The organism is Aquabacterium sp. G14 (genome assembly GCF_037482285.1).
Taxonomy (GTDB): Bacteria; Pseudomonadota; Gammaproteobacteria; order Burkholderiales; family Burkholderiaceae_C; genus Aquabacterium.
Genome location: NZ_JBBEYB010000009.1, coordinates 53,344 through 69,853 on the forward strand (window position 1 = coordinate 53,344; position 16,510 = coordinate 69,853).

Annotated in this window: 14 protein-coding genes and 1 tRNA gene; 9 read left to right on the forward strand and 6 right to left on the reverse strand. The window is 60.6% G+C overall.

The features are described from left to right. Positions 1-20 precede the first annotated feature (20 nt). Entirely contained in the window at positions 21-1,157 is a 1,137-nt protein-coding gene (locus WIT60_RS11165) for an aminotransferase class V-fold PLP-dependent enzyme (protein ID WP_339583999.1), read from the forward strand. A 244-nt stretch (positions 1,158-1,401) separates the two neighbouring features. Then, positions 1,402-2,313 carry a DUF2189 domain-containing protein gene (locus WIT60_RS11170; RefSeq protein ID WP_339584000.1) on the forward strand — a complete coding sequence of 304 codons (912 nt, stop codon included), beginning with the start codon at positions 1,402-1,404 and terminating at the stop codon, positions 2,311-2,313. Positions 2,314-2,351: 38 nt separating this feature from the next. On the opposite strand, the gene WIT60_RS11175 is transcribed toward WIT60_RS11170, so the two are convergent. Continuing rightward, positions 2,352-2,963 carry a rhomboid family intramembrane serine protease gene (locus WIT60_RS11175; protein WP_339584001.1) on the reverse strand — a complete coding sequence of 204 codons (612 nt, stop codon included), beginning with the start codon at positions 2,961-2,963 and terminating at the stop codon, positions 2,352-2,354. Between the two features lie 107 nt (positions 2,964-3,070). On the opposite strand from WIT60_RS11175, the gene WIT60_RS11180 reads away from it, so the two are divergent. The 3 genes from WIT60_RS11180 to WIT60_RS11190 all read left to right on the forward strand — a co-directional run bounded on the left by WIT60_RS11180 (position 3,071) and on the right by WIT60_RS11190 (position 4,408). After that, a tRNA-Leu gene (locus WIT60_RS11180) sits at positions 3,071-3,155 on the forward strand. A gap of 63 nt (positions 3,156-3,218) precedes the next feature. Then, positions 3,219-4,121 carry a cysteine synthase CysM gene (cysM, locus tag WIT60_RS11185; protein ID WP_339584002.1) on the forward strand — a complete coding sequence of 301 codons (903 nt, stop codon included), beginning with the start codon at positions 3,219-3,221 and terminating at the stop codon, positions 4,119-4,121. Between the two features lie 47 nt (positions 4,122-4,168). Next, a complete protein-coding gene (locus WIT60_RS11190; protein WP_306563789.1) occupies positions 4,169-4,408 on the forward strand; it encodes a sulfurtransferase TusA family protein in 240 nt (79 codons plus the stop codon). Positions 4,409-4,431: 23 nt separating this feature from the next. Here WIT60_RS11190 and ruvB read toward each other — a convergent pair whose 3' ends face one another. Beyond that, positions 4,432-5,526: a Holliday junction branch migration DNA helicase RuvB gene (gene ruvB, locus WIT60_RS11195; RefSeq protein ID WP_339584003.1), complete on the reverse strand. Its 1,095-nt coding sequence runs from the start codon at positions 5,524-5,526 to the stop codon at positions 4,432-4,434. A 225-nt stretch (positions 5,527-5,751) separates the two neighbouring features. Between ruvB and WIT60_RS11200 the strand changes: the two genes are divergently transcribed. From WIT60_RS11200 to WIT60_RS11210, 3 genes are all read left to right on the forward strand, one after another. After that, complete coding sequence (locus tag WIT60_RS11200; RefSeq protein ID WP_339584004.1) at positions 5,752-6,783, forward strand: porin; 1,032 nt, start codon at positions 5,752-5,754, stop codon at positions 6,781-6,783. Positions 6,784-6,974: 191 nt separating this feature from the next. Beyond that, a complete protein-coding gene (locus WIT60_RS11205; RefSeq protein WP_339584005.1) occupies positions 6,975-7,997 on the forward strand; it encodes a porin in 1,023 nt (340 codons plus the stop codon). A 201-nt stretch (positions 7,998-8,198) separates the two neighbouring features. Beyond that, positions 8,199-9,509 (forward strand): porin, encoded by a 1,311-nt coding sequence (locus WIT60_RS11210; protein WP_339584006.1) that lies wholly within the window; start codon positions 8,199-8,201, stop codon positions 9,507-9,509. Positions 9,510-9,634: 125 nt separating this feature from the next. Here the strand turns inward: WIT60_RS11210 and WIT60_RS11215 are convergent, their stop codons facing one another. The 3 genes from WIT60_RS11215 to lysA all read right to left on the reverse strand — a co-directional run bounded on the left by WIT60_RS11215 (position 9,635) and on the right by lysA (position 13,531). Next, positions 9,635-10,702 carry a porin gene (locus WIT60_RS11215; protein ID WP_339584007.1) on the reverse strand — a complete coding sequence of 356 codons (1,068 nt, stop codon included), beginning with the start codon at positions 10,700-10,702 and terminating at the stop codon, positions 9,635-9,637. 319 nt (positions 10,703-11,021) lie between these two features. Further along, complete coding sequence (locus WIT60_RS11220) at positions 11,022-12,050, reverse strand: porin (protein WP_339584008.1); 1,029 nt, start codon at positions 12,048-12,050, stop codon at positions 11,022-11,024. A gap of 209 nt (positions 12,051-12,259) precedes the next feature. Further along, positions 12,260-13,531: a diaminopimelate decarboxylase gene (gene lysA, locus WIT60_RS11225; protein WP_339584009.1), complete on the reverse strand. Its 1,272-nt coding sequence runs from the start codon at positions 13,529-13,531 to the stop codon at positions 12,260-12,262. 175 nt (positions 13,532-13,706) lie between these two features. Between lysA and cyaY the strand changes: the two genes are divergently transcribed. Then, a complete protein-coding gene (gene cyaY, locus WIT60_RS11235; RefSeq protein WP_339584011.1) occupies positions 13,707-14,060 on the forward strand; it encodes an iron donor protein CyaY in 354 nt (117 codons plus the stop codon). Positions 14,061-14,099: 39 nt separating this feature from the next. Here cyaY and WIT60_RS11240 read toward each other — a convergent pair whose 3' ends face one another. Beyond that, positions 14,100-16,502, reverse strand: coding sequence for a penicillin-binding protein 1A (locus WIT60_RS11240; protein ID WP_339584012.1), 2,403 nt, complete (start codon positions 16,500-16,502; stop codon positions 14,100-14,102). Between the last annotated feature and the right edge of the window lie 8 nt (positions 16,503-16,510).

Consider the following 16,510-nt stretch of genomic DNA (forward strand, 5'->3'; position numbering starts at 1 on the left):
TGACTCTGCCCTTGATTGCCATGCCTGGACTGCTTCCCGCCATCGACCCTGACGGTCTGCTCGAGTTTTCGGTGGTCTACACCGACCGTGCGCTGAACCACATGTCCAAGCGCTTCCAAGGCGTGATGACCGACATCTCGGCCATGCTCAAGCGGGTGTACAACGCACATTCGGTCGCGCTCGTGCCCGGCAGTGGCACCTTCGGCATGGAGTCGGTCGCACGTCAGTTTGCACACGGCCAGCATGTTCTGGTGATCCGCAACGGCTGGTTCAGCTACCGTTGGACCCAGATATTCGACATGGGCCAGATCCCGGCCAGTCACACCGTCATGAAGGCGCGCCGCCTGCGCGACGACTCGCAAAGCCCCTGGGTGCCAGCCCCCATCGACGAGGTCGTGGCCACCATCGCCCGCGAGAAGCCCGCCCTGGTGTTCGCTCCCCACGTCGAAACCGCGGCCGGCATGATCCTGCCCGATGACTACCTCAAGGCCGTCGCCGATGCCGTGCACGCAGTCGGTGGCCTGTTCGTGCTCGACTGCATCGCCTCGGGCGCCATGTGGGTGGACATGAAAGCCACCGGTGTCGACATCCTGATCTCGGCACCACAAAAGGGCTGGAGCAGCTCGCCCTGCTGCGCCATGGTCATGCTCAGCGAGCGTGCCCGCCAGGCCATCGACGCCACCCAAAGCAGCACCTTCGCGATGGACCTCAAGAAGTGGTTGCAGATCATGGAAACCTACGAGGGTGGTGGCCATGCCTACCACTCGACGATGCCCACCGATGCCCTCGTGCGTCTGCGCGAGGCCATGGCCGAAACCGAGGCTTACGGATTCGAAAAGGTACGCCAGGAGCAGATCACCCTGGGCCTCGAAGTGCGTGCGCTGCTGGCCCGACACCGCTTCGAGAGCGTGGCGGCCGAGGGCTTCCAGGCACCCGGCGTCGTGGTCAGCTACACCACGGATCCCGATATTCAATCCAGCAAGAAATTCCTGGCTCTGGGCCTGCAAACGGCTGCAGGTGTGCCCCTGCAGTGTGATGAGCCGACCGATTTCCGCACGTTCCGTCTGGGCCTGTTCGGCCTGGAAAAATGGCACAACGTTCCGCGCACCCTGCAGCAACTTGACCAGGCCCTGACGACCATCCAGTCTGGCGCTTGATCCTGTCGCACGGGCGACCAGTGGGAGCGGGCTATGCCGTCGTGCCCGAGAGCCCTGTCCCCCGCAGGGCTGCGTGCTTGTCCCAATGACGATCCTCTTGCGGGGGCGTACTGTCTTGTCAACATGACTTCCGGCGGGAGGACGTATGGGCTCAGTGGGTCGCTTGTCGCATCACGTGCTTGTTTCGCGTCGGCGGGGAACCCGTCGGCGTTCGGTTCTCAAGCGCCACCATGGTCACTGGGCCGTGTCCTCTTACGGCCACCAGCGTGACGATCGGGATGCCACGCAGGCCACAGCATCCGACACCCTGGTCGACCGTTCACCCGCGGCGCGGTCCGACAGCGACCTCGTCACAGCGGAAGGCTCTCGCGCGCCCAGTGTCTTGGACATGCCTCAGGCCACTTTGTCGTGGTCAGATCCCTGGCGCTGGCTGCAGCGAGGCTGGTCCGACTTCCTGCACGCGCCTGCCATCGGCCTCTTTTATGGCGCCTGTTTTGTGCTGATGGGCTGGGCGCTCCTCGCGGTTTTCGAATTCGCGCCGCAGTACACCCTGGCCCTGTCGGCGGGATTTTTGCTGATGGGGCCCTTCCTGTGTCTGGGCTTGTACCAGGTCAGTCGTGGGCTGGAGCGTGGCGAGCCGCCCGACTTCTGGCGCTCTCTCACAGCGTGGCGCATCAGCAGCGCACAGTTGGCCATCTTCGCGGCCATCTTGCTCGTTCTGGAGATGCTGTGGGGGCGTGCCGCCATGATCGTCTTCGCGATCAGCTTCACCGGTATGCCAGACTTCACCGGCCCCCTCTCATCGTTCCTGACCGAGGAGTACCTGACCTTTTTCGTGACGTACACGCTGGTGGGCGGCATCTTTGCGGCGCTGATCTACGCCATCAGCGTGATCAGCATGCCGATGATCCTGGACCGAGGTGTCGATGCCATCTCCGCTGGTCTGGCGAGCCTGCGCCTGGTCAGCACGCAAACTGGCGTGATGCTGTTGTGGGCCGCCTTGATCTCTGGCCTGATCTTGTTGGCCTTGCTGCCTGGTTTCCTGGGGTTGCTGGTGGTTGGACCGGTGTTGGGGCACGCCTCTTGGCATGCCTATCGCGCGGTCATGCCAGTTGAGGTGCGACGCACCGAGGTCTCGTCGCCGCCCGGCACATGACGGGTGCGATGTGCTGGGTCACGGCCTGTGGTCAAGAATCAGAAACGACGCGGGCCGCGACCTGACTTGAACGGAGGTTGGCCGCGCCAGTAGCGCAGCATCAGCCAGCCTCCCAGCATGCCACCCAGGTGCGCGAAGTGCGCCACGCCAGAGGTGGTGCCAGTGACGCCCAAGAACAACTCCAGTCCGCCATACACCGCCACGAACACCTTGGCCTTCATCGGGATGGGAGGGAACAAGGGCATGATCGTGCGGTTAGGAAACATCATCCCGTACGCGAGCAGCAAGCCAAACAGGCCGCCCGACGCTCCGACGGTTGGGTTGCCCCATCCCCCTAGCATCGAGATGAACAACTGGCATGCGGCAGCCGTCAGCACACTGGCCAGCAGGAACTGCATGTACCGCCGAGGCCCCCAGATGCGTTCCAACTCGCTGCCGAACATCCACAAGCCCATCATGTTGAAAAAGATGTGACCCAGCGAGCCATGCATGAAGGCGTAGGTCACCACCTGCCAGGGCATGAAGTAGCCGCTTTGCAAAGGCCACAAGGCCATGTACTGAGACAACAGATGACCAAAAGCCAAGTCCAGGCAGAACAAAGCCACGTTGATCAGAAGCAGGGCCTGGGTGATGGGGGGCAAGGGAGGCATGCGTCGCGTCGGTCAAATTGCAAAAACGCATCATAGAACGCCGCGAGTCTCGTTACGCCTCGTCAGGGCGCCTTGGCTTGTGCTATCCTCTCGTTCTTCACACAGATGCCCTGGTGGTGAAATTGGTAGACGCGCCGGATTCAAAATCCGGTCCCGCAAGGGGTGCCGGTTCGAGTCCGGCCCGGGGCACCACTCAATGCCATCAAGAGCTCCGATCCAGGGGCTCTTTTTGTTTGCAGAGGACGGTTGGCCGCGATGACCTATCCCACGCTTGAAGACGCCATTGGCAAAACCCCTCTCGTGCGCCTGCAACGCATCCCCGGGGCTGACAACGCCGCCCGTGGCAACGTCATCCTGGCCAAGCTTGAAGGCAACAACCCGGCCGGCTCTGTCAAAGACCGCCCCGCCATCAACATGATCCGTCGCGCCGAAGAGCGTGGTGAGATCAAGCCCGGCGACACCCTCATCGAGGCCACCTCGGGCAACACTGGCATCGCATTGGCCATGGCCGCCGCCATCCGCGGTTACCGCATGGTCCTGATCATGCCGGAAGACCTCAGCATCGAACGCGCCCAGACCATGAAGGCGTTTGGCGCCGAGCTCATCCTCACGCCCAAGAGCGGCGGCATGGAGTACGCCCGCGATCTGGCCGACCAGATGGTGCGCGAGGGCAAAGGCGTCGTGCTCGACCAGTTCGCCAACCCCGACAACCCGGCGGTGCACTTTGAGACCACCGGGCCTGAAATTTGGCTGGACACCAAGGGGCAGATCACCCACTTCGTCAGCGCCATGGGCACCACCGGCACCATCACCGGCGTCTCCAAGTACCTGAAAGAGCAGAACCCGGCCGTGCGCATCGTGGGTGCCCAGCCGCAAGAAGGTTCGCGCATCCCCGGCATCCGCAAATGGCCCGAGGCCTACCTGCCCAAGATCTACGATCCCAGCCGCGTGGACGAGCTCATCTACGTCAGCCAGGCCGATGCCGAGGACATGGCGCGCCGTCTGGCGGCCGAAGAGGGGCTCTTCTGCGGCATCTCGGCCGCCGGTGCCTGCTGGGCCGCCCTGCAATTGGCGCAGAATCTGAGCAACGCCACCATCGTGTTCATCGTCTGTGACCGGGGTGATCGCTACCTCTCCACCGGGGTCTTCCCGGCCTGACTCACCCCGTCCGAGCCCTCCAGCCCGGCCTACCAGCCCGCATCGCCATGGACATCCACAAAGAACTCGACGCCCGCGGCCTGATCTGCCCCTTGCCCATCCTCAAGGCCAAAAAAGCCCTGTCGGACATGCACAGCGGCGAGATCCTCAAAGTCCTGGCCACCGACCCCGGCTCCGTGCGCGACTTTCAGGCCTTTGCCCGTCAGACCGGCAACGACCTGATTGACCAGCAAGCCCTGCAGGGTGATGGCCACGAGGAATACGTCCACCTCCTGCGCCGTCGCTGAGCCGGCGCCAATTCGCACGCTGATCAGTCCAGCAGGCTGTCTCCCTGAGGTGCCAGCAGGCCCAGATGCCGGAACGCTGCGGCCGTGGCAATGCGCCCGCGCGGTGTGCGCTGCAGGTAGCCCTGCTGAATCAGATAGGGCTCAATGACATCTTCGATGGTGTCGCGCTCTTCGCCAATGGCGGCAGCCACGTTGTCCAGCCCCACCGGGCCGCCGTCAAAGCGGTGAATGATGGCTTCCAGCAGCTTGCGGTCCATCACGTCAAAGCCTGCGGGGTCCACATCCAGCATCGCCAGTGCCTTGTCGGCCATCTCGCGCGTGATGCGGCCATCGCCCTTCACCTCGGCATAGTCCCGCACCCGGCGCAGCAGGCGGTTGGCAATCCGGGGCGTACCGCGTGAGCGCCGCGCCACCTCCATCGCCCCTTCCGCGTCAATCGGTGCGCCCAGCAGACCCGCTGACCGCGTCACGATGCGCTGCAACTCCAGCGCCGAGTAAAACTCCAGCCGGGCGACGATGCCAAAGCGGTCGCGCAGCGGGTTGGTCAACATGCCCGCGCGTGTTGTGGCCCCTACCAACGTGAACGGCTGCAAATCCAGCTTGATCGAGCGGGCGGCTGGCCCTTCGCCAATCATGATGTCGATTTGGTAGTCCTCCAGCGCGGGGTAGAGGATCTCCTCCACCACCGGGCTCAGGCGGTGAATCTCGTCAATGAACAAGACGTCATTGCGCTCCAGATTCGTCAGGATGGCCGCCAGGTCCTTGGGCTTCTCCAGCACCGGCCCGGAGGTCTGGCGCAGGTTCACTCCCAGTTCCGTGGCGATGATGTGGCTCAGCGTCGTCTTGCCCAGGCCGGGGGGGCCGAACAGCAGCACATGGTCCAGCGCCTCGCCACGCTTGCGCGCCGCGCCAATGAAAATCTCCAGCTGCTCGCGGGCCTTGGCCTGGCCCACGTACTCGTCCAGGTCCTTGGGCCGCAAGGCCCGCTCCATCACATCCTCCAGCGGCGACGTCACCGCCGCGCCCACCACGCGATCGGCCGCCTCGGTCACGAAGGGATTGGCGGAGGTGGAGCGTGCCCGGCGAGGGGCGTCGAAGTCGTCGGTCTGGATGCTCATGCCCGGATTATCCGCGGCGCAGGTGAGTTGCGCCCATGCAACACAATCGCGGGGGCCATGTCCATGTGACAACGCTGTCATCAGTAGTGTCACAGAACTTTGCTGGAATACCCCGAGTTTCAGCGGACTTCGGCCTGGCTCTCAGGTCCAACCACCGAGGTGCCAGTCACCCGTCCACCGTCTCACGACATCGCTGAAGCGTGTAGTTCAACTTTGGAGAATTCCATGAAAAAGACTCTGCTGGCTCTGGCCGCCATCGCCGCTTCCTCGGCTGTTTTCGCTCAATCTTCTGTCACCCTCTACGGCGTGGTCGACGCGTCGGTTGAAAGCGTCAAGGGCACCGACACCGTGACCCGTGTGTCTTCCGACAACCTGGCTTCTTCGCGCCTGGGCTTCAAGGGCACCGAAGACCTGGGTGGTGGCTTGAAGGCTAACTTCGTGCTGGAAGCAGCTCTGGCTGTGGACACTGGCGCAACGAAAGATCGCTTCTTTGACCGCGCTGCCTGGGTGGGCGTGTCGGGTGGTTTCGGTGAACTGCGCTTCGGTCGTCAGGACACCTCGATTGGTGTGTTGGCTGGTAACAGCAGCATCCTGGGCGCTCAAGCCTACGACGATCTGAAAATCGCCAAGACCTTTGCAGGTGATGAATATCGCCGTACCGACAACGCCATCACCTACATCCTGCCCAAGTTTGTGGACGGTCTGTCCGCTCAGGTGCAATACAGCACCGCATACGGTACCAAGGGCGCGCCCGTTGCTGCCACCCAAGAAAACGCTGACAAAATTGGCAGCCACTATGGCCTGAACGTTCAGTACGCAGCCAGTGGCTTCAGCGCTGGCCTGGGCTACATCCAAGCCAAGCGCACCGCCACCGTGGATGACACGGGCGTGCTGGCTTACCTGGGTTACGACTTCGGTGTGGCCAAGCTGACGGGTTACTTTGAGCAAGACAAGCGCGACGGCCAAGCTGAAAAGGTGCAAGTTGTGGGCGGTCGTCTGGATGTGCCGGTTGGCAAGGACGTCAAGCTGCAGGCTTCGGTGTCGCAAGTTAAGGACGGCAAGTTTGGCGCTAAAGCCAACGAAGACGCCACCATCGTCGCTCTGAAGGGTATCTACACCCTGTCCAAGCGTACCTCTGTGTATGCACTGTTCACCAACGTCAAGAACGACGACAACCTGAACCGTGACGTTGGCGCAGCTGTTGCCAACGGTGAGACCGCTCGCGGCTTTGCCATCGGTCTGAGCCACAAGTTCTGATTCACCTCAGACGTACAAGCAATGCAAAAGGGGCTTCGGCCCCTTTTTGCTGAGTACACTCAGGAGCTGTGTTGCCATTTGACTACATGCGCAATGTCGCTGACGATGCAAGCGCGTCAATCTCGGCAAATAATCCCTCATCACCGCCAACGCATGTTGGTGGCCCCTTTTTTCACCTTAACGGAGAAACCATGAACAAGAAACTGTTTGCTCTGGCCATCATCTCGGCTGCCTCGGCGGCTTCAGCTCAATCTTCGCTGACCCTGTACGGCGTGGTCGACGCTTCTGTCGAGAGCATCAAGGCTGACGACAGCGTGACCCGCGTGAGCTCCGACAACCTGGCCTCCTCGCGTTTTGGCCTGAAGGGCACGGAAGACCTCGGCGGTGGCCTGAAGGCTCTGTTCAATCTGGAAGCTTCCCTGAAGACCGACACCGGCGCCGCTGACTCCACGCGTTTCTTCGGCCGTCAGGCTTGGGTTGGTTTGAGCGGTGGCTTCGGTGAACTGCGTCTGGGTCGCACCGACTCTTCGATCGGTGCACTGGCTGGCAACACCGGCATCCTGGGTGCTCAGGACTATGACGACTTCAAGATCGCCAAGACCCTGGCTGGCGACAAGTACCGTCGTGTGGACAACAGCATCACTTATTTCCTGCCTAAGCTGGTGAATGGTCTGACCGCTCAAGTTCAGTACAGCGCTCAGTTCAATGGCAGTGAAATTGCTGGCAACAAGACTGGCCGCCTGTACGGCCTGAATGCACAGTACGCAGCAGGCGGTTTTGGCGCTGGCGCTGCTTACCTGGAAGCCAAGACCAACAATGTTGGTGGCAAGGACAAGTCGGCTCTGGCGTACCTGTCGTATGACTTCTCTGTTGCCAAGGTGACTGGTTACTACAACCGCAATGCTTCCGCAACGCTGGAAGGCGCTCGTGAACTGTTCGGTGCTCGTTTTGACGTGCCGTTGGGCAACGCTTTTGCACTGCAGGCCTCCGTGTCGCGTGCTCGCGACTATGGTGACGAACGCACTGATGCCGATTCCACCATTGTGGCCTTGAAGGGTATCTACAGCCTGTCCAAGCGCACCTCGGTCTACGCTCTGGCAACCACCGTGTCCAACGGTGACAACGCCAACATCAAGGTGGGCTCCAGCGCACCGACTTTGACTGACGGCGAGCGCGCCAGCGGCTTCGCTCTGGGCGTCAGCCACAAGTTCTGATCCACCTGTTGGATGTAAATGCAAAAGGGGCTTCGGCCCCTTTTGTCGTTTCTACGCCCCGATGAGTGTTACCAACCGGCCGAACTATCTTCACTGGGTGTAGTGCGCTGACCACACACTGGTGTAAACCCGTGAGCCCCTACGGGGGCGTGCCAGCAACAATTCACGACACCCTCCCTGGGTTTCATTAGGAGATTCAAGATGCAAAAAACCGCGCTGAACATCGCAGCTGCGCTCGCTCTGGCCACCTTCGGTGCCAGCACCGCTTTCGCTCAATCGACCCTGACCCTGTACGGCAACCTCGATGTTGCTGTCGATAACGTTCGCAAAGGTCAAGGTAATGTAGTTAGCGCACCTGGAAATTTGTTCATGAATCCTGCGTACGCGCCGAGTTTTGTGAACAAATCCAATACGACCCGGGTTACCTCAAGTGTGTCTTCTGTTAATTCTCTTGGCGTAAAGGGAACAGAGGATCTTGGTGGTGGCTACAAGGGCAGCTTTGTACTTGAAGGCCAAATGCAGTTGGATACTGGCGCACAAAGCGGTCAAGACGGACGTATGTGGGGGCGTCAAGCCTATCTGGGGTTGACGACACCCTTTGGTGAGGTGCGTCTGGGTCGCCAGTACGCTCCGATGTTTTACAGTTTTGCTTCCGCGACTGTTGAGGCCTTGGGCGGTGCGGACATTCAGGGTTCTGGTTTGATCGCAAACACCCTGCAAGTTCGCCAGGACAACCAAGTTAGCTATTGGCTCAAGAGTGGCGGTTTGACTGCATCTGTGTCCTATTCGCCTCAGGCTGGCGTGGACCAGAAGATCTCTTCTGCTCGTGCTTCCACTGGCACCTACACCCCGACCAGTGGTCAGATTGTTGGTGGTGCATCAGCGGGTACGGAAGCGACAAATGCCCAAGGTCGTGGTCGGACGCTGGGCTTGTTTGTAAACTACCTCGTGATGCCTGAATTGCTGGTAAACGGTAGTTATCACCATAACAAGTTTGGTGATGCAGTGTTGCAAACGGCGACGGGTGTGCCACTCTTCAATCTTGACAAGTACTCTGCATACTCGCTGGCTGCCAAGTACACTGTGCCGGGTTTGGGTACACAAGTGTCCGGAATTTGGCACGCAGGCAAGTTCTCGATGGACGATGGCAGCGATGTTAAGCTGGATACAATCGCCCTGGGCGTGAAGCATCCAATCGATAATTTTTCGGTGGGCGCTCAGGTCTCCCAGTCTAAGTTTACGAATTTCACCAAGGGTAAAGACACTGCGGTGATGCTGACTGGCGACTACAACTTTTCTAAGCGGACGAAGTTGTACGTCCGTGCCGGCTATGTTAAGGACGATCGCGGTGATCTCGCCCAGACTACAGCGGCAGGCGTTCCCATCGTTGGTGGTCCTCTGCCTTTGCTGACAGGTTTGGGTTCGATTGAAACCCCGTTCTTCTCGGGTGGTGGTGCTAACATCGATGCCACGACGCGCGTCATCGCAGTTGGTGTTCGGCATCAGTTTTGATTTGTTTTGCTAATCAGATCGAAAAACCGCCTTCGGGCGGTTTTTTTATTCCCGAAGCCAGATGTCATGGCGGCAAAAAAGCGCCCGAAGGCGCTTTAGGAAGATCTGCTCTGATGATGACTGGATCAGAACGCGTGGATCACACCCAGAACAAGCGCCGACTGCTTCTTATCGGCCACGCCGCCGACTGCAAACATGTAAGGCGTGAAGTTCACGCCCTTTGTCCCGTTGTCGGCCATGGCGATCATCGCGTACGTGGTCGTGCGCTTGGACAGGGCATATCGAGCCTGCAGGTTCAGCAGCGATGAATCCTGGTTGTTGTGCACATAGGTGGCAGAAACGATCGCTTGCGGGTTCACTTGGTAACCCACGCTCAGGTTGTAGCCGTGGCTTGAGGGAACCGGGATGGCAGTTGTGCCGTTTGATGCCTGTGCGCGACCCACATCTGCGTTGATGGCCGTGGTAGTTACTGTGTCCCCTTGGTCCACCTTGTACCAGCCTGCACCCAGTTTGAAGGCGCCCCAGGTGTACTGGCCGTTCACGTTGTACCAAGTCCGCGAGGTTTCTCCGTCCAGTCCCTCGACCTGCTGAGCGGCAGCAGCCAGTCGCAAGCCTGCGGTGGTGTAGACCAGTGACGCAGCCATTTTGCGGCCAGCGCCGGAGTCGCCTGCGACTTCGCCAGGGCTGTACTGCAGGGTGGCGCGAACGCCCGACATCACGGGCGAGTAGTAGGTGATGGCGTTCTTGGTGAAGAAGTCTGCCGCGGTGCCGGTAGCTGCCGCTGCCGAAACACCAATGCTGTTGCCTGGCGTCACCACACCACCTTGGGCGTTGGCAATGGCTGGCGACATCGTGCGGCCCAGGCGCAACTCACCGTAGCTCGCGCTGACCAGCGAAACGTTGGCTTCACGACGGAAGAAGTCAGCATTGCCAGCGCCGGTGTCGGTGCGGACATCGGACTGCAAGTTGAAGTTCACCTTCAGTCCGCCGCCAATGTCTTCGGAGCCGCGCAGGCCCCAGTAGGACGACTGCAGAGCGCTGTCGTTCATGTAAGTGGCAGACTTACCGGCGGCATTGGCTTTGTTCACATAACCCACGCTGGCATCCAGGATGCCGTACAACGTGACAGACGACTGCGCAAACGCGCCAGTGGTGGCGCTCAGTGCCGCGAGGGCGACGAGGGTCTTTTTCATGGTCAGGGTTCCAATCTTGGGTTGAGGCGGCGCGCTCGGTGGGTAACCTTGGGCGCTGTCACCCCTCATAAAGGGGGGGTATCTCGATTGAAACCGCCTGACCAACCTTGGCAACTAGGGGCACAGCCTAGGTTGACGCCATATTTGTCGTGTAGATGCAACGAAATTCAGGCGTTACCTGGTGTGCGATTCAGGGTTTCACTCTAATTTCTGCAGGGCAAAACCGGACACGCGTTGCCTGCCCGGTCCTGCATTGCTGGGCTGCGACTCACATGGCGTCGCAGCCGGCGTCGTGTGACAAGCCGTTCAATTCACCCGTTCAGAACGAGTGCATCACGCCAACTGCCACACCCGTTTGCTTGGCATCGGGAACGCCCTTGGCGGCATCGATGTACATCGGGATGAAGTTCACACCCTCTTTGCCGTTGTCGGCGCGGTTGAAAACGGCGTACACCGTCGTGCGCTTGGACAGGGCATAGCGAGCTTGCAAAGAAACGGCCGAGGAATCCTGCAGGCTCTTGATGAGGCCAGCGAACAACGTGACCTTGGGGTCAAGCTGGTAGCTGCCGTTGAGGATGTACCCTTGGTTGTCGACGGAGGTGGCTCCCGTGTTGTGGTCGACGTCGTAGTAGGATGCACCCAGTTTGACCTTGCCCAGCGTCACGGTGCCATCAATGGTGTACCACTTGCGGCCAAAGGCAGGTGTCGTGACACCGGTGAGGTCGTCCACGTTGACATACGCGCCACCGACAGTGAAGTTGCTGCCTTGGTACTTCACTGCGGCGTGGACAGCACTGCCATTGCTGCTGTCGCCAGCCTGCTCGCCAGGCGCGTACAACAGCGAAGCACGCAGGCCAGACAGCGATGGTGAGACGTAGGTGATGGCATTGGGTACAAAGAAGTCACCGGCCAAACCTGCACCGATCAGCATCGTGCCGTGCATGGCATTGCTCGGAAGGACGATGCCACCCGACACCAAGTGAGCCACCGCCACCGACGTGGCGCGACCCAGGCGCAGTTCGCCATATTGATCGCTGGCCAGGGAGACATACGCAGAGCGTCGGAACATGCCGGCAGGGTTGTTGGCCCCAGTCCCCATGTTCACGTCGCTTTCCAGGTTGAAGTTGGCCTTCAAACCACCGCCAAGATCTTCGGTGCCCCGCATGCCCCAGCGCGAGGTCGAGATGGCACTGTCGTTCAGATAGGTGGCCGACTTGCCAGTGTTGTCTGTGGGGTTCTTCACATACGCCACGCTGGCATCCAAGGTGCCGTAGATGGTGACGTTGGATTGGGCAAATGCGCCAGCGGCGGCGCTCACTGCGGCCAGGGCCACGAGGGTCTTCTTCATGAATCACTCCAATGTATTGACGTAAATCCGAGCAGTGGGCGAATACGTCGCCACTTGCATGGCCCCTGTTCAAGGGGTATCAGCATTGGAGCAAACGGGGTGATGTGGCGCTCTCAGGGCTCACCCTGAGATGCACCGGATTCGTCTCAATATGGCAACATGTTTACGTATATTGAAAACTCCATCCCAGGGTATACCTGGGGTTGGCATCAGTTGGGCAGCAAATGCTCGTGCTTGAACAGGTCGGCAGGCACTTCACGTTCCCGAATCACCCAGGCTTGTGAGCCATCCACCATCACCTCGGCTGCGCGACCTCGGGTGTTGTAGTTGCTGGCCATCGTCATCCCGTAGGCTCCGGCCGACAACACCGCCAGCACGTCCCCTGGTTGCACGGACAGTTGCCGATCTCGTCCCAGCCAGTCGCCTGACTCGCACACCGGCCCCACCACATCCCACACCTCCGTGGCGCCCTCACGGCGACGGGTGTTCACAATGCCCATGAAGGCCTCATACAGCGCAGGCCGCATCAGGTCGTTCATGGCGGCGTCCACCACGCAGAAATTCTTCTGCTCACCCGGTTTGAGGAACATCACTTCTGTCAGCAGCACGCCCGCATTGCCCACCAGCGAACGGCCGGGCTCGAACACGATCTCGCGATGGCCATGCCCGCGGGCATCGATTTTGGCTAGCAACTGGGCAATCAGCACGTCAGCCGCAGGCGGTGTTTCGTCGGTGTAGGTGATGCCCAGCCCACCACCCAGATCGAGGTGGTGCAAGGTGACTCCGGTCGCCTCGATGGCCTCCACGAGGTCCAGCACACGGTCCAGCGCATCCAGGTAGGGCGCAATCTCCGTGATCTGCGAGCCAATATGGCAGTCAATGCCCACCACCTCGATACCTGGCAGTTGGGCGGCGCGCTGGTAAGTGGCCACGGCCACCTCGTGTGCGACGCCGAACTTGTTGCCCTTCAGGCCGGTCGAGATGTAGGGGTGCGTGCCTGCGTCCACATCCGGGTTCACGCGCAGGCTCACCCGCGCCGTGCGGCCAATCTGTGTCGCCACCTCCGACAGCACTTCCAGCTCGGCCGTGCTTTCCACGTTGAAGCAGCGCACGCCAGCCTCCAGTCCCTGCTTCATCTCACGGCGCGATTTGCCTACCCCGGAGAACACCACTTTGCCCGCATCGCCTCCTGCTGCGAGGACACGCTCCAACTCACCGCCGGATACGATGTCAAATCCGCAGCCTGCCCGGGCAAAGGTCTGCAGCACCGCCAGGTTGGAGTTGGACTTCACGGCGAAGCACACCAGGTGAGGGCGGCCCTGCAGTGCCTTCTGGTAGGGGGCCAGTGCCGCCAGCATGGCGCGGCGCGAATACACATACAGCGGGGTGCCATGCTCGCGTGCCAAGTCGTTCAGCGAGAGGTCGTCCATGAACAGGTCTTGGCCGCGATAGGCCAGAAACGGGGCGCCGGGGAGTGTCATTTGGATGGGGGGGTAGAGGGTTGAGCGACGCTCGCAGCGGGGGCGGGAAGGTACAAGCCCCCCTTCATGCCGCAGCCTGTTGTCAGCAGGGTCATGAGCGAAAGACTGGCGATGGCCAGTGCGCCTCGTAGAATTTGTGTCTTGCTTTTCATTCCCGCATTCTAAGGAAGCCGACATGTCCCATCCCGATTCCCCTTACGGACTGAGCGACGCGCAGTACGACGCAGCCATCCGGTCGGCCCTGTCGCGCATCGAGTCGACGGTGGATCGGTGGCTGGAGGAGGATGTGGTTGACATCGACACGGCACGCACCGGCGGCATGTTGACGATGACCTTGCCCAATCGGTCCCAGTTGATCGTCAATGCGCAACCGCCGTTGCATGAACTGTGGTTGGCGGCGCGCCGTGGTGGGTTTCATTTCCGGCTGGATGGCGAAGGTCTCTGGCGTGACACCCGCAGCGGTGATGAATTTTTTGCGCTGCTGTCGGCCTGTGCCAGCGAGCAAAGCAAGCCCGGCCTGACCTTCTGACAGGATGCGGCTGGCGAGAACTTGGCCCGGGTGTGGGCCTCACTCACTCGCCGGCTTGCCAAACATGTCCAGAATGTCGCTTTTTTCGGATGCCGACGGGGCGGAAGGCGCGCCCTCTTCAGCGTCTGGGCTCTGAAGGCCCACGTCGCGCACCCCGCTGCTGCGGGTGTACTCTTCGTAGAACCATTCGCCGCCGATGTTGACCAAGCCCTCGGGCGGCGTGTACTCCACCACGGGCGTATGGCGCAGCGCGAATGCCATGTAGTCAATCCAGACCGGCAATGACAGCCCGCCGCCTGTCTCTCTGTCACCCAGTTTCCGTGGCTGGTCGTAGCCTATCCACACCACCGCTACCAGGTGGGGGTGGTATCCGGCAAACCAGGCGTCCATGGAGTCGTTGGTCGTGCCTGTCTTGCCATAAAGGTCGGGGCGCTTGAGGGTGCTTTGGGCGCGTGCGGCGGTGCCTGAACGTGTCACCTCTTGGAGCAGGCTGTTCATCACGAATGCATTGCGGGCATCAATGCCACGCATGCTTTCGTCCAGCACGTTGGGGCGGTACTGTGCCAAGGTGTGCCCCCGGCCGTCGGTCACCTTCAGTACCAGTGTGGGGTTGACGCGATAGCCGCCGTTGGCGAATACGGCGTACGCATCCGCCATCTGCATGGGGGTCACCGAGCCTGCGCCGAGGGCCATTGGCAGGTAGGGGAGGTGCTTGTCGGCGTCAAACCCGAAGTTGGTCAGCCAATTCTGTGCATAGTGGGTGCCCACCGATTCAAGCACTCGGATGGATACCATGTTCTTGGATTTGGCCAAGGCGCGTCGCAGGCTCATGGGGCCTTCGAATTTCCCATCGTAGTTTTTGGGCTCCCAGGCGCGACTGCCTGTGCTGCCTGCGTCATAAAACAGCGGCGCATCATTGACAACGGTGGCGGGGGTGAAGCCCTTTTCGAGTGCCGCGGAGTATATGAATGGCTTGAAGCTCGAGCCAGGCTGGCGCCAGGCTTGGGTCACGTGGTTGAACTTATTGCGTTCAAAATCAAACCCACCGACCATGGCGCGGATCAGGCCGGTGCGAGGGTCCATGGAGACAAAGGCACCTTCAACCTCTGGTAATTGTCGGATGGCCCATTTGCCATCACTGCCTTGCTCCAACCGAATCACGGCGCCACGACGAATCTGGTGCTTGGGGCTTGCTTGCTCAGTCAGGGCCTTTCCGACACTCTTGAGTCCGTCGGCGCCGATTTCCACCTGTTCTCCCGACTGCAGTGTGGCGCGCACACGTTGTGGGCTGGCATCGGTGACCAACGCTGCACGGATGGTGTCACTGTCGGGATGTTCTTCCAGAGCCTCGGCAATCATGATGTCCACCTGCTTCGGATCGGTGGGCAACTCGACATAAGCCTCGGGCCCGCGCCATGGCTGGCGTCGATCGAAATCGAGCAAACCCTTGCGCAGGGCTTTCGCCGCGATCGCTTGCTCCTCCAGGTCCATGGAGGTGTAGACGTTCAGTCCGCGTGTGTAAGCCTCGGCGCCGTACTGTTCATGCATCAGCGAGCGAGCAGCCTCTGCAACATACTCGGCATAAGGCGGGATGGGGGGCTTGGTTCGGTAGCGCAAAGCTTGCGCTTTCGCCTCATCGCGCTGCTCGGCGGTGATGAAGCGGTTCTCGTACATCCGATCAATGATGTACTGCTGTCGGATCGTCGCTCGGCGAGGGTTGCGAATCGGGTTGTAGGCCGAGGGGGCTTTCGGTAGTCCGGCCAGCATTGCGGCCTCGGCCACGGTGAGATCTTTGATGGGTTTGCCGAAGTAAATATCGCTGGCGGCCGCAAAACCATAAGCGCGTTGCCCCAGGAAGATCTGATTCATGTAGAGCTCCAGGATCTGATCCTTGCTCAACTTGCTTTCAATCTTCATCGCCAGCAAGATCTCGTAAATCTTGCGAGTGAAGGTTTTCTCTGAGGGGAGATAAAAATTCCGGGCGACCTGCATCGTGATGGTGGATGCGCCCTGGCTGCGAGATTCACCGAAATTGGCCAAACCAGCGCGCAAGACGCCGAGATAGTCCACGCCACCGTGTTGGTAAAAGCGTGCATCCTCAATCGCCAGCACGGCATCGCGCATGACCTTCGGGATCTCCGAAATCGGGAGGAAGTGTCGTTTTTCTTCCCCGAACTCACCAATCAGGGTGCCGTTGCTGGCGTAGACCCGCAGTGGCATCTTGGGCTGGTAGACCGCCAGTCCATGCACTTCCGGCAAGTTGGGGTAGGCCACGCACAGGCCGATACCGACCAGGAGCAAGACGCTCATGGCGCCGGCTGCGCTCAGGCCAATCACCGTCAGAATGGGGGTGAGCACCCAGCGACGCCACCAGGCCTTGGGTGCGATTGCGGGTTTGTCTTGGGGGGCTGAGGTGTTGGGCGAAAGCTCGGGCTGGCTCATGGGTTCAT